19 protein-coding genes are annotated in these 21449 nt (G+C 64.4%); 14 read left to right on the top strand and 5 right to left on the bottom strand.

The window, feature by feature from the left end; genetic code table 11:
• Positions 1-23: 23 nt before the first annotated feature.
• The 5 genes from ACQY46_RS09380 (at position 24) to ACQY46_RS09400 (ending at position 4579) form a co-directional block, all read left to right on the top strand.
• Positions 24-1193: a pyridoxal phosphate-dependent aminotransferase gene (locus ACQY46_RS09380; RefSeq protein ID WP_428699975.1), complete on the top strand. Its 1170-nt coding sequence runs from the start codon at positions 24-26 to the stop codon at positions 1191-1193.
• A gap of 124 nt (positions 1194-1317) precedes the next feature.
• Entirely contained in the window at positions 1318-2505 is a 1188-nt protein-coding gene (locus ACQY46_RS09385; protein WP_428699976.1) for a two-component system sensor histidine kinase NtrB, read from the top strand.
• Positions 2502-3113, top strand: a complete 612-nt coding sequence (locus tag ACQY46_RS09390; protein ID WP_428699977.1) for a response regulator transcription factor — start codon at positions 2502-2504, stop codon at positions 3111-3113. The genes ACQY46_RS09385 and ACQY46_RS09390 overlap by 4 nt, the downstream gene beginning before the upstream one ends.
• Positions 3114-3297: 184 nt before the next feature.
• The gene (locus ACQY46_RS09395; RefSeq protein WP_428699979.1) at positions 3298-3636 is read left to right on the top strand and encodes a response regulator; all 339 of its coding nucleotides are present in this window, start codon (positions 3298-3300) and stop codon (positions 3634-3636) included.
• Between the two features lie 229 nt (positions 3637-3865).
• Complete coding sequence (locus tag ACQY46_RS09400) at positions 3866-4579, top strand: helix-turn-helix domain-containing protein (RefSeq protein WP_428699980.1); 714 nt, start codon at positions 3866-3868, stop codon at positions 4577-4579.
• A gap of 104 nt (positions 4580-4683) precedes the next feature.
• Here the strand turns inward: ACQY46_RS09400 and hemN are convergent, their stop codons facing one another.
• Positions 4684-6033, bottom strand: a complete 1350-nt coding sequence (gene hemN, locus ACQY46_RS09405; protein WP_428699981.1) for an oxygen-independent coproporphyrinogen III oxidase — start codon at positions 6031-6033, stop codon at positions 4684-4686.
• 89 nt (positions 6034-6122) lie between these two features.
• Between hemN and ACQY46_RS09410 the strand changes: the two genes are divergently transcribed.
• A complete protein-coding gene (locus ACQY46_RS09410) occupies positions 6123-7259 on the top strand; it encodes an AbrB family transcriptional regulator (RefSeq protein ID WP_428699982.1) in 1137 nt (378 codons plus the stop codon).
• 42 nt (positions 7260-7301) lie between these two features.
• Here the strand turns inward: ACQY46_RS09410 and ACQY46_RS09415 are convergent, their stop codons facing one another.
• Complete coding sequence (locus tag ACQY46_RS09415) at positions 7302-7868, bottom strand: GNAT family N-acetyltransferase (RefSeq protein ID WP_428699983.1); 567 nt, start codon at positions 7866-7868, stop codon at positions 7302-7304.
• A gap of 356 nt (positions 7869-8224) precedes the next feature.
• Between ACQY46_RS09415 and ccoN the strand changes: the two genes are divergently transcribed.
• The 5 genes from ccoN (at position 8225) to ACQY46_RS09440 (ending at position 12246) form a co-directional block, all read left to right on the top strand.
• A complete protein-coding gene (gene ccoN, locus ACQY46_RS09420) occupies positions 8225-9877 on the top strand; it encodes a cytochrome-c oxidase, cbb3-type subunit I (protein ID WP_428699984.1) in 1653 nt (550 codons plus the stop codon).
• A gap of 14 nt (positions 9878-9891) precedes the next feature.
• Entirely contained in the window at positions 9892-10626 is a 735-nt protein-coding gene (gene ccoO, locus ACQY46_RS09425; RefSeq protein ID WP_428699985.1) for a cytochrome-c oxidase, cbb3-type subunit II, read from the top strand.
• A gap of 16 nt (positions 10627-10642) precedes the next feature.
• Entirely contained in the window at positions 10643-10798 is a 156-nt protein-coding gene (locus ACQY46_RS09430) for a cbb3-type cytochrome c oxidase subunit 3 (protein ID WP_428699986.1), read from the top strand.
• A gap of 4 nt (positions 10799-10802) precedes the next feature.
• Entirely contained in the window at positions 10803-11681 is an 879-nt protein-coding gene (ccoP, locus tag ACQY46_RS09435; protein ID WP_428699987.1) for a cytochrome-c oxidase, cbb3-type subunit III, read from the top strand.
• Positions 11682-11862: 181 nt separating this feature from the next.
• A complete protein-coding gene (locus ACQY46_RS09440) occupies positions 11863-12246 on the top strand; it encodes an SH3 domain-containing protein (RefSeq protein ID WP_428699988.1) in 384 nt (127 codons plus the stop codon).
• Positions 12247-12304: 58 nt separating this feature from the next.
• Here ACQY46_RS09440 and ACQY46_RS09445 read toward each other — a convergent pair whose 3' ends face one another.
• A complete protein-coding gene (locus tag ACQY46_RS09445) occupies positions 12305-12448 on the bottom strand; it encodes a hypothetical protein (protein WP_428699989.1) in 144 nt (47 codons plus the stop codon).
• A 153-nt stretch (positions 12449-12601) separates the two neighbouring features.
• Here ACQY46_RS09445 and ACQY46_RS09450 point away from each other — a divergent pair, with 153 nt between their 5' ends.
• Positions 12602-14038 (top strand): peptidoglycan-binding domain-containing protein, encoded by a 1437-nt coding sequence (locus ACQY46_RS09450; protein ID WP_428699990.1) that lies wholly within the window; start codon positions 12602-12604, stop codon positions 14036-14038.
• A gap of 11 nt (positions 14039-14049) precedes the next feature.
• Here the strand turns inward: ACQY46_RS09450 and qhpR are convergent, their stop codons facing one another.
• Both qhpR and ACQY46_RS09460 read right to left on the bottom strand, forming a co-directional pair.
• Positions 14050-15099 (bottom strand): AraC-like transcriptional regulator QhpR, encoded by a 1050-nt coding sequence (qhpR, locus tag ACQY46_RS09455; RefSeq protein WP_428699991.1) that lies wholly within the window; start codon positions 15097-15099, stop codon positions 14050-14052.
• A 115-nt stretch (positions 15100-15214) separates the two neighbouring features.
• Positions 15215-17230, bottom strand: coding sequence for a tyramine oxidase (locus ACQY46_RS09460; protein WP_428699992.1), 2016 nt, complete (start codon positions 17228-17230; stop codon positions 15215-15217).
• Positions 17231-17611: 381 nt separating this feature from the next.
• On the opposite strand from ACQY46_RS09460, the gene ACQY46_RS09465 reads away from it, so the two are divergent.
• On the top strand, positions 17612-19495 hold the full coding sequence (locus tag ACQY46_RS09465) for an amidohydrolase (RefSeq protein WP_428699993.1): 1884 nt from the start codon (positions 17612-17614) through the stop codon (positions 19493-19495).
• A gap of 431 nt (positions 19496-19926) precedes the next feature.
• Positions 19927-21384 (top strand): cytochrome c oxidase accessory protein CcoG, encoded by a 1458-nt coding sequence (gene ccoG, locus ACQY46_RS09470; RefSeq protein WP_428699994.1) that lies wholly within the window; start codon positions 19927-19929, stop codon positions 21382-21384.
• The last annotated feature ends 65 nt before the right edge of the window (positions 21385-21449 follow it).

Here is a 21449-nt window from a genome sequence, read left to right on the forward strand (position 1 = left end):
CACTCCCGCCAAGAGACTGACCCATGCCCGATGTGATTGCGGCCCTGAGGCCGGAGGCGCGTTCCGCGCCCGAAAGCGGTATTGTCGAAGTGGTGAATTTCGCGCGCGAGCGCGAAGACCTGATTGCGCTCTGGGTTGGCGAGGGCGACATTCCCACGCCGGGGTTCATTCGCCGGGCCGCGGAGGAATCCCTGGCCCGGGGCGAAACCTTCTACACCTACCAGCGGGGCATCCCGGCGCTGCGCGAGGCGCTCGCCGGCTATCACCTGCGTCATTTCGGCCGGGACTGGGGCAGCGAGCGCTATTTCGTCACCGGATCCGGGATGCAGGCGATCCAGATCGCCGTCCAGGCGGTTGCCGGCGCCGGCGACGAGGTCGTCTATCCATCGCCCGCATGGCCGAATTTCCCCGCCGCGATCGGTGTGATGGGAGCTAAGGCCGTCGCCGTTCCGCTGGAATTCTCGCCGGACGGCTGGACGCTCGACGTCGAGCGCCTGTTCGCCGCGGTGGGCCCACGCACCCGCGCCATCTATCTCAATTCGCCTTCGAACCCGACCGGCTGGATGGCCGATCGCGAGACCCTTTCTGCCATTCTGGAAGAAGCGCGCCGCCGGGGCCTGTGGATCATCTCGGACGAGGTCTACAGCCGCTTTGTTCCAGGAGGGAAGGCGCGCGCACCGTCGTTTCTCGATGTTTCGGAGCCGGACGACCTGATCCTCTACGTCAACACGTTTTCAAAGAACTGGGCGATGACCGGCTGGCGTGTCGGCTGGCTGGCGGCCCCGCCGGCCATGGGGCAGGTGGTCGAGAACCTCATCCAGTATTCGACATCCGGCGTTGCCGAGTTCATGCAGCGCGCGGCGGTGGCCGCGCTGGGCGAGGGCGAAGATTTCGTCACGGAGCAGGTTCGTCGTGCCGACGAGGGCCTTGCGATCGTCCGCGAGGCGCTCGGGGGGAGCAATCGGGTACGGTTCGCGCAGCCGCAAGGTGCCTTCTACGTCTTCTTCGGCATAGACGGTCATCCCGACTGCCGCGAGACCGCAAAGCGCATCGTGGCGGAGACGGGCGTCGGCCTTGCTCCGGGAAGCGCGTTCGGCGAGGGCGGCGAGGGGTTCCTGCGCCTGTGCTTCGCGCGTTCGCGGCACGATCTGGAGCGCGCCTCGCAGCGGCTTACCGCTTGGCTGGCGCGTTGACGACGCACACGTAATTGCGTTACGGATTTTTGCGTACACGAAAAAAAATTCGGACTGTTGAAGACATTTCCGGAAACGGGCGCCTGGCGGCCGGGTGACGGAACCGGATTGGATTGGGCCAGTCATGCGCGAAGACAACAGCCAGGGTTCGCCTGTTCCTCCGAGTGTCTCGGAGGCGCGCCTCGAGAGCGTGCTCGAAACAGCCGTCGACGGAATTGTCGTGATGGATGACCGCGCCCGGATCATCCTCTTCAACAAGGCCTGCGAAACATTGTTCGGCTTTTCCGCCGAAGAGGTGCGGGGCCAGAACGTCAAGCTCTTGATGCCGTCGGACTATGCTCATGCGCATGATGGCTATGTGCGTCACTATCTCGATACCGGGGAAAAGCGCATCATCGGCATTGGCCGCGAGGTTCGCGGCCGCCACCGTGACGGGACGGAATTCCCCCTTGAGCTGTCGGTCGGCGAGGCGGCAACGCCGGAGGGACGCCAGTTCATCGGCATCTTGCGAGACCTTCGCCAGCGCAAGGTCGTCGAACGGCGCCTTGCCGAAGTGCAGGGACAACTCGTCAGCATGACCCGGATCAGCGCGCTCGACGAGTTGGGCGCTGCGATCGCGCACGAACTCAACCAGCCGCTCACCGCGATCATGCTTTACCTGCAGGCAGCCAAGCGGAAGGTCAGCGACGACCATCCCGACGGGAAGCTCGTCGAGATCGTCGACAAGGGCGTGCGCGAGGCCGAGCGGGCGAGCAACATCATCCAGCGCATGCGCCGTTTCGTCGAGAAGCGCGACCCCGAGCGCCGGCAGGTGGACATCGCCCAGCTCGTGCATGAATGCCTCGAACTGGTGACGCTGGGCACGGATTGCAGCGGCATCGACATCACGAATTCCGTCGCGGACGGGTTGCCGCCTATCAGTGTCGACCCGGTCCAGGTTCAGCAGATCCTGATCAACCTGGTCAGGAACGCGCTCGAAGCTGTGCGCAATACACCCGTCAAACGTGTTGGCATGTCGGCCGCGGTGCTGGGGGACGACATGTTCATCCGCATCACCGATTCGGGCGGCGGCGTGCCCGCAGAGGTGGTCCCGACGCTTTTCAGTGCTTTTTCCAGCGTCAAGAAGGGCGGGCTCGGTCTCGGCCTGACGATCTCGCGCTCGATTGCACAAAATCATGGCGGCGATCTCGCCGTCGAGCCAAACGGGGGCGAGGGAGGGGCCGCGTTCGTGCTGCGGCTGCCGCTCGGCAGGCCGGCACAGAACGGCGCGTCTGCCGACACCGTCCCAACCATGAAAGGACCTACCGCATGAGCGAGAGCGCGCAGACAATTCACATTGTCGATGATGATCCCGCGATCCGCGATGCCCTGACGTTGGTGCTCGATCTTGAAGGCTACGACGTGGCCTCGTTCGAAACCGGAGAGGCCTTTCTCGATTATGTGGGAACCGGGGGAGCGCCCGGCGACTGCGTCATTCTCGACGTCCACATGCCGGGGCAATCCGGCATCGAGATTCTGCGCAAGCTGCAGCTCGACGGGTTCCGGACGCCGGTGTTCGTCATTTCCGGCCAGGGCGACATCCCGATGGCGGTGGAGGCGATCAAGCAGGGCGCGCACGACTTCATCGAGAAACCCTTCGACGCGGAGACGGTGGTGACGCGCGTGCGCGATGCCATCGCAGCGACACAGAAGGCGGCCGGCGAGAAGTTGCCGGAACGCACGTTCCCCGGCGCCGAAACGCTGACGCCGCGCGAGCGCGAGGTGCTTGAGGAAATCACGGCCGGCGCATCCAACAAGGAGGCGGGCCGCACGCTTGGCATCAGCCCGCGCACGATCGAGGTTCATCGTGCCCGGATCATGGAAAAACTGGGCGCGCGCAACGCTGCCGACCTGGTCCGGATTGTTCTTTCCCGCGAGTGAACGCCGCATCGCACCCGTTCTTGCGAAGTCTCCGCCTTGCGTGTTCCTCCTGATTTTTGAGAGGAGAGGAAGGGACTATATTCCCTGTCTGGTGACCGGATGAGTACACTACCTCCGGTCCATTGCATTGTGCGGCCGACGGGGCTTTTCGCCGCTTGCCGCCAGCTGGCAGGGACAAGGGTCGGTGATCATCCATATTGTCGAGGACGACCTGGGAGTGGGGGATTCCCTCGCGCTTCTGCTCGACCAGATCGGGCACAAGTCCATCATCTATCCCGACGCCGAAAGCTTCTTTGAAGGCAAGCCTCCGCGCCAGGAGGACACGGTGATCGTGGATCTCGGCCTGCCCGGTGTCAGCGGCATGCAGCTTATCCGCTGGCTCGATTCCATGAAGCGTCCGCCCAAGGTGATCGCCATCACCGGGCAATCGAGCCGTGCAATCGCCGATTTGTTCGGTACGAACATCCCGGCGATCCTGCTGCGCAAGCCCCTGACCGAGGAAGCGCTCGTTGCCCATCTTTGACAAGGATTTGTTCCGTCGTTGTATTTCCCGGTGCGCGCAAATGACGCTCTAGGTAATACGTCGTACGAAAACGACCGAATTACAGTCATCACGACTTGCTCCTAGAATTGTGACAGGTTGACGGAGCGCTTGTGTCGGACGGGACACGGGTGCAGCACGGAGCAGGCGGACGCGCCGCTCGTGCAAGGTTTCCCGGCAGCCACGCAGACAGTCTCAGGAGGACACGACGATGGCTTATCTGGAACGCACCGGCGACGGTATCCCGCAGATCTCTGTCGTGCCGCCTGTTGTTGATCACAGGCTCGACGGTGACGCCAGACGAGGTCTCCAGTCACGCTCCCAGCGCCATGCCCAGCATTCCATTATCTTCTATGAGGGCGATCAGGCTGACCGGGTCTTTGAACTCGATGACGGCATCGTCATGCTCTACAAGCTGCTTCCGGACGGGCGCCGGCAGGTTGTCGAGATTCTCAACCCGGGCATGATCTTCGGCATTGCCGCCGGCACGCGCTACGATTGCTCGGCGGAAACGCTGACGCCCGCCCGGGTCTCCGCTTTCGACCGGAAAGAGATCGAAGGCTGCAACACGCTGCAGCGTCACGTCTCCAAATGCCTGATCTCGCAGATGGAGAAGATGCACGAACACGCCATGCTGCTTGGCCGCAAGTCCGCCATGGAACGTGTCGCCAGTTACCTGCTGCGCATGGTGCCGGACCGCGGCGGGGACGATTGCATCGGTCCGCGGGACGCGGAATGCGACGGCCACGACCTGGCGCTGAGCATGACGCGGCAGGAAATTGCCGACTATCTCGGCCTGACAATCGAGACGGTCAGCCGGGTGATCTCCGAATTGAAGCGGCGCGGTGTGATCCGTCTCGAGCGCCAGGACCGTATTCATGTCAATCGCGTCTGCGGTCTTTGCCAGCTCACCGGCATTCACTGAAACACGATCTGCACTCGACCTTGCCCGCTCCCTCCATGCGGGCTGACCCGGATACTTCGGTATCCGGGTTTCTTTTTGTCGGCGTATCGGTACGCGTTCCGGTCTCACACGGCGAGCGAATGGCGCGCGGTGCCCCGGTCCAGATAGGCGTCGAAGGCGGCGGCCGCGACGCGGGCGTATCGCTGACCCGGTTCGGTTATCGTAACACGGGAGCCGCTGACTTCGACCAAGCCGTCGTCGATCATCTCTTCAAGCGCGGCAAGGTCTCCGGCGAAATGCACTTCGGCAAAGCCGTGGGCGCGGGCGATCTCTGCAAGGTCGGCCATATGCCCGGTCATCAGTTGCTCGATAATCGCGGCGCGCGCTCGGTCCTCGTTTGACAGTGCGAACCCCCGCGCCACCGGCAGAAGCCGGTCACGCACCGCCCGCGACCAGCCGCCCGTGTCTGGCATGTTCTGCACATGGCCCTGCGGCAGTCGGCCGATGGAGGAACAGCCCAAGCCGATCAGCGTATCGGCGGTATCGGTGGTGTAGCCCTGGAAGTTGCGGCGCAGCGTGCCGGCGCGCAGAGCGAGCGCCATGCTGTCGTCGGGCAGGGCGAAATGATCGAGCCCGATCGCCTCGTAACCGGCCTCGACCAGCTCGTGGCGGGCGAAGTCGGCCATCGCCAGCCGTGCCCGGGTGTCGGGCAGGGCGGTCTCGTCGATCAGCCGCTGGTGCTTCTTCATCCAGGGCACATGGGCATAGCCGAACAGGGCGATGCGGCCGGGAGCAAGCTCACGGGTCAATCGCACAGTCTCGGCGATCGTCTCGACGTCCTGGTGCGGCAGGCCGTACATCAGGTCGAAGTTGATCTGCGTGATGCCGACGGCGCGCAGCCGGTCGACGGCACGTGCCACCTGCGAGAAGGGTTGCACCCGGCCGATCGCCTTTTGCACCGTCAGGTCGAAATCCTGGACGCCGAGGCTGGCCCGGGTGATGCCGGCCTCGCGCAGGGTTTCGGCGAGTTCAGGCGTTACCGTCCTGGGATCCAGCTCGATGGCATGTTCGCAGGCTTCACCGATGTCGAAGTGCCGACGAAGCGCGGCAGTGATGGCCAGGAAGGGCTCGCGCGGCATCAGGCTCGGTGTGCCGCCGCCCCAGTGAATGTGGCTGACCGGATGCCCGCTGCCGAGCCGCGCCGCGACGAGATCGATTTCGCACAGCAGAATCTCGGCGTAGTCGTGCAGCGGTCCGTCCTTGCGCGCCGCCTTCGTATGGCAGCCGCAATAGGTGCAGATGTTGCGGCAGAAGGGAACGTGAAGGTAGAGCGACAGCTCGCTTGAAGGTGCAAGCGCGGCGAGCCAGTCGCCATAGGTCGCGCCCGTCACGCCGGCATGAAAATGCGGTGCGGTCGGGTAACTGGTGTAGCGCGGAACCGAGCGGGTCGCGTAGCGGTGGTCGAGATCTGTCATGGGGCGACAATCGCCTTGCCTCGGTCGCGCCGCCTTGATCTGGCTCAAGCCGGCCTGCGGATCCGCCTTGCACGTGGCGCAGGGGTCGGTTGCGCATTTCAGGCATGCGCCTGCGAGCGGATATTTGTAATATGAAATGCCTTCGATTCACGTCAGCTTTCCGGATCACGACCATTTCGCCGCAAGCCTCCCTCATCCTGAAGACTGCCACGACGCTCGCGCTCGGCGCGCTGGGCGGCGGCATCTTCCATGTCCTCGGTTTCCCCGCCGCCTGGCTTTCCGGGGCCATGGTGCTGGTTGCCGTGGCCGTGCTGTCCGGGGTTCCCTGCGCCATGCCGAACGGCCTGCGGGACGCGCTTTTCGTCGTTCTCGGGCTGACGATGGGGTCCGGCGTGAAGCCGGAAACGATCGCGCGGATCGGGGAATGGCCCGTGACCATGGCACTGCTGGTCGTCTCCGTTGTGGCGATTCTCGGGGCCACATATGTCTTTCAGCGCAAGGTTGCCGGCTGGGACAAGCCGACCGCCTATTTCGCCGCGATCCCTGGTGCTCTGTCCTATGTGATGATCCTGACGCTTTCCTACCCGCGCGCGGATGCCATGCGGGTGGTGATGGCGCAAAGCTTTCGCGTCTTCGTGCTGGTTGCGGTGCTGCCTGCCGTCATTGTCGGCAGCGATACGCACGGGTCGGGGCTGCCGCCACAGGTCGACCCGCTGTCACCCGAAATGCTGGCGCTGCTGGCTGCGGCCGGTCTTGCCGCGGGCTATGTCTTCAACCGCGCGGGCGTGCCCGCCGGCTGGTTGACCGGTCCGTTCTTTCTGAGTGCGATTGTCAACGCCGCCGGCTGGATGCAGGTGGAGATGCCGCAATGGCTCAGCATGCCGGCGCTTGTCGGTCTCGGCTGCGTCATCGGTTGCCGCTTCACCAATCTTTCACCGCGCGAGTTCGCGCGCATGATCGGGGTGTCGCTTGGCGCGTTCATCGTCGGCATGAGCATCGCGACCGCGATCTCGGGCCTGATCTGGGCTTTCTTCGGCCTGCCGTTCGGCCAGCTTCTGCTTGCCTTTGCGCCCGGCGGCCTGGAGGCGATGACGCTGCTCGCCTTCCTGCTCAATCTCGATCCGGCCTTCGTCGCGGCCCATCAGTTGGCGCGCTATGTCGGCATGGTGCTGCTGCTGCCGCTGATCACGCGGCGGTTGCTCGGGCCGCCGGAAAAGCCGAACTGAGAAAGGGCAGGACGTCCCGTCCCGTCCTGCCCTCCCGGTTCGTCAGGCGCGCGATGCCTGCCATTCCCTTGCAAGTGTGGCATAGACGAATTCGTCGCCCCAGACACCATCGAAGCGGTCGTTCTCGATGAAATGCGCCTCGCGCCTGAGACCCAGTCGCTCGACGATCCCGACCGAGCCGTGGTTCAGCGTGTCGATGCGGGCGAAAATCCGGTGGAAGCCGAACGCGCGAAAACCGATGCCGATCATCGCCTCGACGGCCTCGGTCGCATAGCCTGACCCGCCGTAGCGCGGATTGAAGATGTAGCCGATCTCGGCCTGCATCGCCGCGCCATCGGCCAGTTTCAGCAGGACCTCGCCGATGACGGCCCCGTCGTCCGCACGCTCGACGGCCAGGCGCAGCGTGTCGCCGGCGCGTGCAAGTCCCGTCTGCATCGCTGCCTCGAAACCGGCCCGCAGCGCCTCAGCTTCAGGGGGGGCGCTGTACAGAAAGCGATAGACGTCCTCGCGCTGATGGTAAAAGCTGTAGGCGTCGAAATCCTCAAGCCTGAAGGGGCGAAGGACAAGGCGAGCCGTGCTGCATGTCAGCATGGAGACGTCTGGTGCCATGGACGGGCGTTCCGATCGGTTGGGGTATCTGGAGAGCGCGGGGAACGTCGGGCCTTTGCCCGGCAGGTGGTTCGACCGCGATATGGTCGTCGCGTGATGCTCCGTCAAGGGACGAGGCCGCCCGACGGGCTGCTGTCGAGAAGACCCACCGAAACTCTTAGGTGATAGTACCTAGTTCGTTGTTCGGAATGAAAGAATTTCAGAAACAATTCGTCGCACCCGGGCTTTTGCGGATGTAATTGCCGGGCGCTTGTCTCAAGGTCGGTTGACCTGGATCAAGGCGGAAACCGGTGTGCACGTCATACCGTCCGTCTCGACCCGCTGGGGTTGGATCATCAAGATACTCGGGGCGCAAAATGGCTCAAGCACAAGCCAAATACATCACGATGGAGGAGGGCTTCTTTGCCGCGTTCCTCGTCGCGATTGCCTTCGCCTGCCTGATCATCGCGGGCAAGACCTACGATCAGGTCATGGCGTTTCACATGTCGATCGGTTCGCTGGCGGCGGCAGCCGGCGCGTTCGTCATCTTCAAGAACTATTTCGACGGTCGCGCCCCGGCTCCACAGGAAGTCGGCGGCAAGCCCAACTACAGCCTCGGCCCGATCAAGTTCGGTGCCTGGGCGGCAGTGTTCTGGGGCGTTGCGGGCTTCACGGTCGGCCTGATCATCGCCCTGCAGCTCGCCTATCCGGTGCTGAACCTGGACCTGCCCTGGACGAGCTTCGGCCGGCTGCGGCCGCTGCACACGTCCGCGGTGATCTTCGCCTTTGGCGGCAACGTGCTGCTCGCGACCTCGTTCTACGTGGTCCAGCGCACCAGCCGCGCGCGGATGCCGGGCACCATTGCCCCCTGGTTCGTGATCCTCGGCTACAACGTCTTCATCGTCATTGCCGGCACGGGCTATCTGCTCGGCGCCACGCAGTCGAAGGAATATGCCGAGCCGGAATGGTACGCGGATCTGTGGCTGACCATCGTCTGGGTCGCCTACCTGCTCGTCTTCCTCGGCACGCTGTGGAAGCGCAAGGAGCCGCATATCTACGTGGCGAACTGGTTCTACCTCGCCTTCATCGTCACGATCGCGCTGCTGCACATCACCAACAACCTGACGATCCCGGTCTCCGTTTTCGGAACCAAGTCCTACATCGTCTGGGCGGGCGTGCAGGATGCCATGGTGCAGTGGTGGTACGGCCATAACGCGGTCGGCTTCTTCCTGACCGCCGGCTTCCTCGCCATCATGTATTATTTCGTGCCCAAGCGGGCCGAGCGGCCGGTCTATTCCTACCGCCTGTCGATCGTGCACTTCTGGGCGCTGATCTTCCTCTACATCTGGGCCGGTCCCCATCACCTGCACTACACGGCCTTGCCGCAATGGGCCTCGACGCTGGGTGCAACCTTCTCGATCATCCTCTGGATGCCCTCGTGGGGCGGCATGATTAACGGCCTGATGACCCTGTCGGGGGCCTGGGACAAGCTGCGCACCGATCCGGTGTTGCGGATGATGGTGGTCTCGATCGCCTTCTACGGCATGTCGACCTTCGAGGGCCCCTTGATGAGCCTGCGGTCGGTCAACTCGCTGTCGCACTACACCGACTGGACCATCGGTCACGTGCATTCCGGTGCGCTCGGCTGGGTCGGCTACATCTCCTTCGGCGCGCTCTACTGCCTGATCCCCTGGCTGTGGAACAAGAAGCAGGTCTACTCGCTCAAGCTGGTGAACTGGCACTTCTGGATCTCCACCATCGGCATCGTGCTCTACATCTGCGCGATGTGGGTCTCGGGCATCATGCAGGGCCTGATGTGGCGCGCCTACGACAGCCTCGGCTTCCTCGAATACTCCTTCATCGAGACCGTGGAAGCGATGCATCCCTTCTATGTCATCCGTGCCCTTGGCGGCGCCCTGTTCGTCGCAGGCTCGCTGATCATGGCCTACAACCTTTGGATGACCGTGCGGCATGGTGAGGCTGAAGAGGCCGAGACCCTTCCCGCCGGCGCCATGTCTCCGGCCGAGTAAGGGGAGAGGCAGAAATGTCCATCTGGAACAAGCACGAAATCTTCGAGAAGCACTCCCTGGTTCTCGTCATCGGCATCCTGATCGTGGTTTCCATCGGCGGCCTGGTCGAGATTGCCCCGCTCTTTTACCTGAAGAGCACGATCGAGAAGGTGGAGGGCATGCGGCCCTACACCCCGCTCGAACTCGCGGGGCGCAACGTCTACATCCGCGAGGGCTGTTATCTCTGCCACTCGCAGATGATCCGGCCGATGCGGGACGAACTGGAGCGTTACGGCCACTTCAGCCTGGCGGCCGAGAGCATGTACGATCACCCCTTCCAGTGGGGATCGAAGCGCACCGGTCCCGATCTTGCCCGCGTCGGCGGAAAATACTCCGACGAATGGCATCGTGACCACCTTGTGAACCCGCGCTCGGTGGTGCCGGAATCGATCATGCCCGGCTATCCGTTCCTGCTTAACGCCCGGGTCGAGACGCGCGACATCGCCGATCACCTGAAGGCCAATATCGTGGTTGGCGTGCCCTATAGCGAGGAGCAGGTCGGGGAGGCAGCTCGCGACCTCGTCGCGCAGGCCAGTCCTGACAGCGACAATGTCGACGCGTTCCTCGAACGCTATCCGAACGCCATCGTCAGGGATTTCGACGGCGATCCGAAGCGGGTGAGCGAAATGGACGCGCTCGTTGCCTATCTGCAGATGATGGGCACGCTGGTCGACTTCTCGATCTACGACAACAAGGCCAACCTGCGCTGACGGCAAGGAGCGTGTGATGAACGAGACATACGAAACCGTCGCCAGCTTCGCCCAGACCTGGGGCCTGGTGTACTTCGTGGTGCTGTTTGCGGGCGTTCTCGCCTATGCGCTGTGGCCGAAAAACGCCAAGCGCTTTGACGAGGCCGCGCAGATCCCCTTGCGGGAGGATTGAGAACATGGCTGACATGAAAACAAGGGAAGTCGACCATATCTCCGGCGTCGAGACGACCGGTCACGAATGGGACGGACTGAAGGAACTCAACAACCCGCTGCCCAAATGGTGGCTCTACATCTTCTATGCCACCATCGTCTGGGCCATCGGCTACTGGGTCGTCTATCCCGCGTGGCCCCTGGTTTCCGGCTACACCTCCGGCGTTCTTGGCGACAGCCAGCGCGCCAACGCCCTGGCCGCCTACGAGGCCGGCATGGCGGAGCGCGCGCAGATCGGCGAGAAGCTGATCAACGCCTCGCTCGAGGAAATCCAGTCGACCCAGTCCCTGATGGAATTTGCGATGGCCAACGGCCGCGCCGCCTTCGGCGACAATTGCGCCGCCTGTCACGGCAGCGGCGCGACGGGTGCCGAGGGCTATCCCAACCTGCAGGACGACAACTGGATCTGGGGCGGCACGCTCGAGGACATCCACCTGACGCTGCAATACGGCATCCGCTCCGGGCATGACGAGGCCCGTTTCGGCGAAATGCCCGCATTCGGCCGCGACGAGATGCTCGACAAGGAGCAGATCACGCAGGTGGCCAATTTCGTGGCAAGCCGTGCCGGGGCGACGCCTGACGACGGTGTCGACCTTGCCGCCGGCGAGCAGGTCTATGTCGAGAACTGCGCCGCCTGCCATGGCGACGACCTGAAGGGAATGAAGGAAGTCGGCGCACCGAGCCTGATGTCGAACAATTACCTTTATGGAAAATCCGTGGAGGCGATCAAGGCGCAGGTCACCAACGCCCGCAACGGTGTCATGCCGGCCTGGGCGCCGCGCCTCGACCCGGCAACGGTCAAGTCGCTTGCCGTCTATGTCCACGCGCTGGGCGGCGGCGAATAGGCCCTCACCATCCTCTCCGGACCAAGAGACAGAAGGCGCCCTCCGGGGCGCCTTTTCATTCGTGCGCGGGCTTGATCTTTTTCGCGCCTGGAGGGTTGCACCGGGCTTGTGTCTTCGCACAACATGGCGGGTGTCCCGCTACCACAATTGCCGTCAGGCGGGACCAGGGATGGGGGTACCGATGCGGTTTCTGTTTGCCGGACTGATTGCCGTGGCCATGCTTGGCCTGTCCCAGCGCGCGCTGGCCGATGATCTCGACGTGCCGATATACGAGTATGGCGGCGATGACCTGCCGACCTGCGCGACGAGCGTCGTGTCCGGCCTGAAGGCGGGCGGGGATGGCTTTCTCGCCGTGCGCTCCGGCCCGGGCTCGCAGTATCGCGAGATCGGCCGGCTGAGGAACGGCGACAAGGTTTTCACTTTCGACATGAACGGCAAGTGGTTCGGCGTCGTCTTCGGCGGCTCTGAACCGGGTTGCACCTCGCCGGCCAAAAAGCGGCTCCTGCCCTATCGCGGCAAGAAGGGCTGGGTGCATGGCAACTGGCTGGCGGACCTTGCCGGCTGACATTTCCCTGTTCGCCGATCCTGAACATATCGAAGGACCGTTCCGCATGCGCCTTCTGTCATGCCTTGCCTTGTTGCCCGCCGTTTTCTGGGGGCTCTGCGGTTCCGCCGTGGCGCAAGGCTGGTTCACCGAGCGCCTTGATGGAGATACGCTCGTCGGCGTAGATGCCGGTGGCAACGGGCTGTTGGTTTCCTGCGGTCACGCGTTTCCCTCCCTGGAGATTACGATTGCCGGTACCGCGCCGACGGGCCCCGCATCGGTCACGATCGATGGCGGAAGACCCTTTGGCTTCGTCTTCACGAACGGGCGCTTTGAGCCGGGGAACGGGGCGCAGGCGGGATTGGTGCGCAACCTCATGGACCAACTCGCGAAGGGCAGCGCGGTGGCGCTGTCGACAGTCGACGGCGCCCATGCCCGGTTGTCGCTCGCAGGGTCCTCTCGCGCGCTTTCCGAATGCCCGGCGGCGCGGTTTGCTGCCCCTGCCTCGGGCGCACCCGGGATAATGGCGAAGGCCGAGGGCTACGAAGCGCAATCGCAGGCAGCACGCGCAGGTGTCGCAAGCACGGCGGGGCAGGGGACGCCCGGCATGGCGCTGCTGGCGGAGCGCTACCTGGCGGCCCTCGGCTTCGACCCCGGAACGGTCGACGGGATCAGCGATGCGGCGACGCGGTCCGCGATCCGGCGCTTCCAGGAGCGCCACGGTCTGGCTGCGAACGAGGAACTGCCCGCGTCCCATTTTGCCGTGCTCGAGGCGCTTGCCAGGGCGGGTGCCAAGAGCGCGGCAACGTCCCCCGCGCTCATCGCCGCCGCGCCGAAAGCCGAGCCCGCCGCTTCTGGGAAGCCGCCATTGACGGCCGGGTCTTCAACGGCCGTCGCTGCGACGACGGAAAACGACGACCTCTATCCCTATCACCGGCTGACCGGCTGCGAGGGGGAAACCGGCCGGGCGATCGCCTGGTACAGCTTCACCGGAGAGGGGACGCGCCGCGTTCTGGAGATGACCGATCTTTGCTTCAACCGGGAAACCGGAAAGCTGAGCGGATCGGAATGGGAAGACAAGCTGCAACTCGTCAGGCGCGAGGGGGGCACGGAATTCTACGAGGTGATCGAGACGGGGGAGAAATCCTACGAGCGCGCCAAGGCCAACGTGGGTCGCTACGACGATGAGGGACCGTTCGCAACGGGCTGGGTCAACTTCGGATACAGCTCGCCCGGCGGATGGCCGGTCGCGCGCTACAGCCGCCGCTTTGGCAACGCCAGGGCCCATCTCCATGGCACGCTTTTCAAGGGACATGGCGGCCGGGGGGTGACGGAAAACGGCGAGTTCAAGATTCACATAAGCGGCAATGACCTGCGCGCGCATGACAAGCGCAAGTACAACACGCCGCGTTCCGCCAGCGAGACGCCGTATGTCGCCTTCGAGGGCAAGGCTGTCTTCACCGGCGGCGTGGGCAAGGTCACGCTCGCCAACACCGAAACCGGAAATGGCACCGGATCGGGAGAGCTGGTCCTTCACGTTTCGCAAAGCGGGGAAATCTCCGGCTCCGGCGTGCTGCGCCTGCAGAATGCCCGCCTTGCCGGGGCGAACCCGCAGGACTGGAAAACGACCGAATGGGATATTCGCCTGCTCGCCGGAAACGTTGCCGGGGAGACCGGAGAGATACTGACGGTGCATGCCATCGCCGAAGGCGAGACGATCGATCATGACGGCGTTGTCAACCCGGTGCTCGGCAGCCTGACCATCAGCGGCTACAGCCGCCGTATTGCCGAGATGACGGAAGACTGGGACTGACCGACCTGCCGTCAATCGCGCCCGTTTTGCTGGCGGAAACGGGACGGGGAGGTGCCGGCTGCACGGCGGAAGGCCCGGGCGAAGGCGCCCTGGTCATCATACCCGAGCCGCCAGGCGATCTCGCCGACCGGCAGGTGTGTCTCCCGAAGTGCCCACAGGGCATAGGCGGTGCGGGCGTCCTCGACCAGCGAGCGGAACGACTGGCCCCGGCGGTCGAGCTGGCGGCGCAGGCTGCGTTCCGACAGGCCGCAATCCTCCGCGATGGTCCCCTGGCTGAGTTGCCCCTGTCCGAGCCGCCGGTAGACCGCCTCGATGATTTCCGCGCAGGACGGCTCCGCCGCCGCGGCCGGGGCCGGCGAGGCCGGTACCGGGCGAAAGCTCAGGCGTTCCGGTACCGGCAGCACCGATGGCGGGTGCACGGGCGTTTCGAGAAGCCGCGCCGGGAAGGCAAGCATGTTGCTCGGCTGACCGTAGAGCGGTGCGGAACCTGCAAGACGTGCGAGCGAAGCCCCGGTGTCGCGCTCATGCTCGAAGGAAAGGGCCACGGGGAATGCGGCGTCTCCCGCTGCGAAACGGCGTATCACGGCATCAAGGAAGGCGAGGGTGAATTCCGCATCGCGTGAGCGGGGCCAGATTGCCGGATCGATGATGCGATACGTGAGAATGCAGGTGTCGTCGGCGATGCTGCGCTGAAATGCGGTTCCGTGCTGAAGCGACTGGAGATCGGCAAGCAGTCCGTCGAGCAGTCCGTCGAGCCGGCGTGCCTCAAGGCCCGCCGGGAACAGCTCGGCCAGTGCCGGGGCGGCAATCGCCTGTCCGCAGCGCCACATGCGGCCCTCGTCGGGCGCCTGCGAGCCGCCGGCCTGCATCAGGTCGGTGAACTGGGCAAGCGGCAGGTCGCAGGCAGCAGCTGCGGCGCCTTGCGTGACGCGATCCGGTCGGCCAAGGCCGCTTTCGGCAAAGGCGCGGGCGGCATCGACGCCGCTGGCCTGCATCGCCTCCGCAATCAGCGGCAATGCCGAGGTGGAAATCGTCGCAGGAGGAAGGGGCAGGGCAGGCATGGCCGGATCCGATCGCTGCCCTGATCGTGGGCGCGTGCGGCGGCGCTGTCAATCGGCGGGGACGGGCGCGGAGAGTGGCGGGCCGGAACCTGTCCGGCCCGCCTGGGCTGTGTGCTCAGTTCGCCTTGGGCAACGGGATGGTCAGTGCCGGGTTGTGGGCGAAGAAGTTGAAGGGGCGCAGCGTGAACCCCTTCCACATGGTCGACATCACCGGCCAGTCCTCCGTGTGCGGCACATGGTGGAAGCCCATCGTGTACCAGGTGACGATGTCGGTGTTGGCGATCGGCCTGTCGCGCTCGCTCCATGCGGCCAACGTGTCCGATCCGTCGCTCTGGAAGGCAAAACGCCCGCCCGCGTAGCGCTCGTTCACGTTGTAGGGCGTGTTCCACAGCGTGTACTCGATATAGGCGTTGCGCTTGAACGGAGCGTCGTCGGCAAAGTCGAACGGACCGTAGGCGACGGAGTTGCCGGGCACGATCATATAGCCGGGCCTGTGGCCGAGCGGACCGTCCGCGCCCATGTTCATCACATGGTACATGGCAGGCGTGTCCGGATTGACCTTGTATCGTCCGGCCGTCTCCGTCCTTGCCATCGTGGTTTCGGTCACCCAGAACGAGCGGCGTGGCGCTCCGTCCTCGGGCGTTCCGGCGACCAGCGCTGTACGCATGAAGCTGTTCGCCTGGCCGTCGACGTCGAAGTCGAGCTTGAAGTTGAAGTAGTGGTCGTGGTTGGGCGCGACGAGGTTCGGGGCGATCAGCGTGCCGTAGCGGGTCTCCTCGGCGGCACCCGCCTCGTTCATCGACTTTACCGCCGCGCCCTTGACCGCGTCGAGGCCGGTCGAGCCGACCATCACGTCGATGCGCCCGTCCTGGTGGAAGACGTAGTCGACGAGATAGTCGTAATTGCCCACCTCCGAGGCCGAGCGCACGACGAGCTGTGTCGCCGGACGCCCCTCGGCGGGAACCTGTTCGGTCTCCGACTGGGCGAAGATCTCGAAATGCCGCCAGGCGGGATCGCCGATATTGCGCTCGAAGATGCAGATCGCATCGGGAATGGAGAGCGGCGCTCCTTCGTCCGTATGGACCACGGCCGGCAGGAAGGTGGCGTGGGCCGGGCAGTCGACACCCGGCCTGAGCGGCGTCAGGAAGATGCCGAACCCGTACTCGCCGCTGTCCATGTAGGTGCGCCAGTACCAGCCGTCATCCGGGTCCATGTAGGGCACGAAGACTTCAGACAGATGCGCCTGGTAGAGGACGTTGCGCCAGCGTTCGCCTTCGCGCACGTCGATGTTGGACAGGACAACGCCGGGGCGCTTGTCGACACGTGCCCTGAACCGCCAGATGTCCCAGGAGATCAGGCCATTCTCGATGGTGACATTGCTTCCCCCGGGTTGCGACAGGGCGGCCGGGTTGCCTTGCGGACGCAGGGCGCCGGTGCGCGCCTCGACCTCGGTCTCGCTGTAGCCCCAGCCGTCCTCGGGCACGGCGCGCGCGCCGGTATCGAAGACCTCGACGACGTTGCGGGCGTTCAGGTCGACCACCGCATAGAGCCCTTCGACCGGCTTGGCGTAGAAATTCGTTCCCTCGGGCAAAACGTAGCAGGGAACCTTCATCAGGCGCCGGCCGTCTTCCTCGGCCAGCCCGAAACGTCCGGCCGTCAGCGGCAGGCAGAAAACCTGGTCGGGCTTGAGGCCGCGCTTTTCAAGGCCGGCGATGAAAGCCGGGTCGCTGGTGGCAAGCTCCATCGCCGTCATGAACTCGGCGAGCAGGATCATGGTTTCGCCGCCGGCCGGCTCGACCGACACGACGCGGTCGCCGGCAAGGTCGACTTCGGCGACGAAGGCTCCCGTGTCGTTCTTGAAGTGAACCTCGACCGCGCGGGGTTCCGGATTGCCTTCCTGCCACGCCAGGACCACGGATTTTTCCGGCTCCTTCAGCGAGATATAGGGATAGAGCGTACCGGCTCCGGTGTGGTCGCCATCGGCCAGAAGCGCCACCGCCTCGCTGATCTCGGCCTCCGTGAGCGCGTCAAGCGGATGACCCGAAGCGGGCAGGGCGGATGCGGCAAGCGCCAGCAAGCCGCCGGCAAAAAGCGGCGCGCGGACCGCGCACCTCAAGTGGTGAGATGTCATGGGGATTGCCCCTCCTCGATATGAACCCGTCTGGTGTGCGGCGCCGAATCCTTTGGCCGGTCTTTTCCGCGTCCGGCAGGATAGGCGCGTCGGCGCGGTCCGGTTGTGCATTTCCGGCCAGAACGAACCTCCTCCGCGGGCGCCCGAAAAGTGTCGTTCGGCGAAATTGCCCTGCATTCGCCTGACGCTACGGGCGCGCGACGTCCGCTGCGGGTCGCGAATGGATTGCCCCGCGGCACCGGCCGAACGGCAGGATTTTCTTCACATTTCCGAAACGATCCGGGCGTCACCGTGTCTGTGCGCCGTTGGTTTCGGACCCCGTCATGGCGCGCTTCCCGGGCGAACCGGGTGAGGGGTCAATTGGAGATGATTGTGAAGAGTATGTCCAAGTCTCTCCTGGCGATGTTGCTCGCCGGGTTCAGCACGTTGCCAGCTTTCGCCGCCGAGAGGGTGGCCGACCGGATCTGGTCCGGCGGTCCGATCCTGACCATGAACGACCTCGCGCCGCGCGCAGAGGCGGTTGCGGAAAAGGACGGCAAGATCATCGCGGTTGGCCCTGCGGACGAGGTGATGAAGCACAAGGGAGAGGGGACCGAACTCGTCGACCTGAAGGGGCGCGCGATGTTGCCCGGTTTCGTTGATGCACATGGCCACGCCTTCATGATTGGCGTGCAGGCGGTATCGGCCAACACCCAGCCTGCGCCCGATGGCAAGGTGAACGACATTCCCGCTTTGCGGCAGACGCTTGGCGAGTGGCGGAAGGCCTATCCGGAGCGGATCGAGCGGCTCGGAACCGTGCTCGGCTTCGGTTATGACGATGCGCAGCTCAAGGAACAGCGCCATCCGACGCGCGCTGATCTCGATGCGGTGTTCGCGGACGTGCCGGTGGTGATCATTCACCAGTCCGGTCACATCGGCGTCTTCAATTCCAAGGCGCTTGAAGTGGCAGGCATCTCGGCCGGGACCAAGGACCCGGACGGCGGCGTGATCCGCCGGGAAGAGGGCGGCAGCGAGCCGAACGGAGTGCTTGAGGAAGCGGCCTTCTTTCCTGCCTTGATGAAACTCCTGTCCGGTCTCGACCAGGAGGGCGGTCAGGAACTCTTCGTTGCCGGAACCGAGCTGTTGGCGAGCTACGGCTACACCACCGGCCAGGAAGGACGCTCGACAACGAACGTCGTCAAGCTGATGCGGGCTGCTGCCGATGCCGGCCGGATCAAGATTGACGTGGTGACCTATCCCGACGTGCTGGTCGACCGCGACTATATCGCCCAGACCGTTTCCCGGACCTACAAGAACGGCTTCCGCGTCGCCGGTGCCAAACTGACCATCGACGGCTCGCCCCAGGGGTTCACGGCGCTGCGCGACCGGCCCTACTACAATCCGCCGGCTCAGTATCGCCGGGATTATGCCGGTTATGCGGCCGCCAGCGCCGATCAGGTGTTCGACGCCATTGACTGGGCGTTCGAGAATGACATCCAGATCATCACCCATGCCAATGGCGAAGGCGCTTCGGACATGCTGATTGCAGCTGTCGGAACGGCGAGGGAAAAACACGGCGTTGCCGACCGGCGACCGGTTCTGATCCATGGGCAGTTCATGCGCAAGGATCAGGTCGCGGCCATCGATGAGCTGGACATGTTTCCCTCGCTCTTTCCCATGCACACCTTCTACTGGGGCGACTGGCATCGGGACCGCACCGTCGGCCCGGTCAATGCCGACAACATCTCCCCGACCGGCTGGGTGCGCGAGCGCGGCATGATGTTCTCCTCCCATCATGATGCGCCGGTGGCCTTCCCCGACAGCATGCGCATTCTGGATGCCACCGTGACCCGCCGCACGCGGTCAGGCGATATTCTCGGCCCGCACCAGCGCGTGGACGTGATGACCGCGCTGAAGGCGATGACCATCTGGCCGGCCTATCAGCACTTCGAGGAAGCCGAAAAGGGATCCATCGAGGTCGGCAAGGTCGCCGACCTGATCGTGCTGAGTGCTGATCCGACAGCCATTGACCCGGAGACGATCGAGACGCTCAAGGTCCAGGAGACGATCAAGCACGGCCAGACCATCTATACCCGCAAGGGCGAGGAGAAGCAGGGCAACCTGCAGATGCGTCCGGGACCGGATGGAAGCGATGCGCTTGGCAACTTCCTGCGTCACGCATCCGCCAGCGTTGAAGCGTCCGGTGGCCATGCGCATGGGCCCGATCTCGTGTACGATGCTTTCGCTTCGGGCTTTGCCAGGGATACGCCTGCCGTCATTCGCTGACGCATTGCCTGCAACGATGATTGCAGCCGCCCGGGGCCGCAGGCTCCGGGCGTTTTGCGTTTGCAGCGGTCGAACGTTCGGTCCGCAAAGGCGAGCATGTGCATTTCCGGCCGGGATGGCGCATGCTGGGAGAGGCAGGCTGCTGCCGGCCGCCGGATGCGCTGACGAGCAACGCGGCTTGACGCGGATCAAGGCCGGCCCGGGGCGAAGCTGCTACTTGTCCGTAAGAGGGCCACCCCGGTGCCGCCGGGACGCGGTGACGGATTGTCGCGGTGTTGACGTGTCGCAATCTGCGGGCTTGCGTGCCGCTGTAGATTGGCCGGGCTGGCGAAACGGCAAACCGCCGGCACCCGCTTGCGAATGTCCTTCGCGAACCTGTTTCGCAAGTGTCCAGCGGGGCGGGACAAAGGGCCGAAGAAATGGACGGAACAATGCGTGCAGAAACCGATCCCGCCGGCGGCGGATCCCACCCGGACGACTGGTTCGCCTCGGCGAAGAAGATCTATCCGATGGCGGTGCATGGCCGGTTCCGCAACATCAAGTGGACCGTGCTCTTCATCACGCTCGGCATCTACTATTTCCTGCCCTTCATCCGCTGGGACCGGGGACCGGATGCGCCCGACCAGGCCGTGCTCATCGATCTGGCCGGCCGGCGCGCCTATTTCTTCTTCATCGAGATCTGGCCGCAGGAGGTCTACTACCTGACCGGCCTGCTGATCCTGGCGGCAATGGCACTGTTCCTGATGAATGCGGTCGCCGGCCGTGTCTGGTGTGGTTACCTTTGCCCGCAAACCGTTTGGACGGACCTCTTTCTGTGGGTCGAGCGCTACACCGAGGGAGACCGGCGTGAGCGCATGAAACTGGCCGACCAGCCCTGGTCGGTTCAGAAGGTGACGCAAAAGCTTGCCAAGCATACGCTTTGGCTGATGATCGCCTGGTGGACCGGCGGCGCCTGGGTTCTCTATTTCTCCGATGCGCCGACCCTGATGAAGGACCTGGCGACCGGCAGCGCCCCGTTCTCCGCCTATCTTTGGATCGGCATCCTGACCTTCTCCACCTACGCACTTGCCGGGCATATGCGCGAACAGGTCTGCATCTTCCTGTGTCCGTGGCCGCGCATCCAGGCGGCCCTGACCGACGAGGAAGCCCTCAACGTCACCTATCGCTACGATCGGGGCGAGCCGCGCGGATCGCTGAAACACAACCGCAAGCTGGAGGAGGAAGGCCAGCCGGCAGGCGACTGCGTCGACTGCAACCAGTGCTTCCATGCCTGTCCGACCGGTGTCGACATCCGCAACGGCACCCAGCTCGGCTGCATCCAGTGCGGGCTGTGCATCGACGCCTGCGACACGGTGATGGACAAGGTGGGCAAGCCGCGCGGACTGATCGCCTACGACACCGATGAAAACATCAAGCGGCGCACAGAGGGCAAGGAAGCCGTCGTGCACATCGTACGGCCGCGCACGGTCACCTACGCAGTTATCATCGCCCTGGTCGGTGCGATCATGGCCTATGCGCTGGCAACCCGTGCCTTCGAGGGCATAAGTGTCCTGCACGACCGCAATCCGATCTATGTGGAACTGTCCGACGGTTCGGTCCGCAATGGTTACACGATCCGTCTTCTCAACAAGCGGCAGATGGCGCGCGAGTTCATCCTGTCGGTCGAGGGCATGCCTGCGGGAACCCGGATCGAGGCGGTGGGCATCACCGAAAACGTGTTGGGCAAGCCCGTCGTCGGCGTTGGCCCGGATACGACCCGGGAAGTGCGTGTCCTGGTGTTCTCGCCGGCTGCCGCCGCACTGCAGAAGTCGACGCCGGTGACATTCCGCATCACCGAGACGGTGATGGGCGCCGTCGCCCGGGCCGAAGATTTCTTCAAGGCTCCCTGAACCCTGAACCCTGAACTGGGGGCCGGCCCGTGCGGGGCCGGCCATGACACGCCTGAGTAGTAATC

This window comes from Stappia sp., assembly GCF_965276915.1.
Lineage (GTDB): Bacteria > Pseudomonadota > Alphaproteobacteria > Rhizobiales > Stappiaceae > Stappia.

Bases quoted from the DNA above. Each gene is read 5' to 3' on its own strand.
- ACQY46_RS09380 (WP_428699975.1), top strand. From the start codon at position 24: ATGCCCGATGTGATTGCGGCCCTGAGGCCGGAGGCGCGTTCCGCGCCC.
- ACQY46_RS09385 (WP_428699976.1), top strand. From the start codon at position 1,318: ATGCGCGAAGACAACAGCCAGGGTTCGCCTGTTCCTCCGAGTGTCTCG.
- ACQY46_RS09390 (WP_428699977.1), top strand. From the start codon at position 2,502: ATGAGCGAGAGCGCGCAGACAATTCACATTGTCGATGATGATCCCGCG.
- ACQY46_RS09400 (WP_428699980.1), top strand. From the start codon at position 3,866: ATGGCTTATCTGGAACGCACCGGCGACGGTATCCCGCAGATCTCTGTC.
- hemN (WP_428699981.1), bottom strand. From the start codon at position 6,033: ATGACAGATCTCGACCACCGCTACGCGACCCGCTCGGTTCCGCGCTAC.
- ACQY46_RS09415 (WP_428699983.1), bottom strand. From the start codon at position 7,868: ATGGCACCAGACGTCTCCATGCTGACATGCAGCACGGCTCGCCTTGTC.
- ccoN (WP_428699984.1), top strand. From the start codon at position 8,225: ATGGCTCAAGCACAAGCCAAATACATCACGATGGAGGAGGGCTTCTTT.
- ccoO (WP_428699985.1), top strand. From the start codon at position 9,892: ATGTCCATCTGGAACAAGCACGAAATCTTCGAGAAGCACTCCCTGGTT.
- ACQY46_RS09430 (WP_428699986.1), top strand. From the start codon at position 10,643: ATGAACGAGACATACGAAACCGTCGCCAGCTTCGCCCAGACCTGGGGC.
- ccoP (WP_428699987.1), top strand. From the start codon at position 10,803: ATGGCTGACATGAAAACAAGGGAAGTCGACCATATCTCCGGCGTCGAG.
- ACQY46_RS09440 (WP_428699988.1), top strand. From the start codon at position 11,863: ATGCGGTTTCTGTTTGCCGGACTGATTGCCGTGGCCATGCTTGGCCTG.
- ACQY46_RS09450 (WP_428699990.1), top strand. From the start codon at position 12,602: ATGGACCAACTCGCGAAGGGCAGCGCGGTGGCGCTGTCGACAGTCGAC.
- qhpR (WP_428699991.1), bottom strand. From the start codon at position 15,099: ATGCCTGCCCTGCCCCTTCCTCCTGCGACGATTTCCACCTCGGCATTG.
- ACQY46_RS09460 (WP_428699992.1), bottom strand. From the start codon at position 17,230: ATGACATCTCACCACTTGAGGTGCGCGGTCCGCGCGCCGCTTTTTGCC.
- ACQY46_RS09465 (WP_428699993.1), top strand. From the start codon at position 17,612: ATGTCCAAGTCTCTCCTGGCGATGTTGCTCGCCGGGTTCAGCACGTTG.
- ccoG (WP_428699994.1), top strand. From the start codon at position 19,927: ATGCGTGCAGAAACCGATCCCGCCGGCGGCGGATCCCACCCGGACGAC.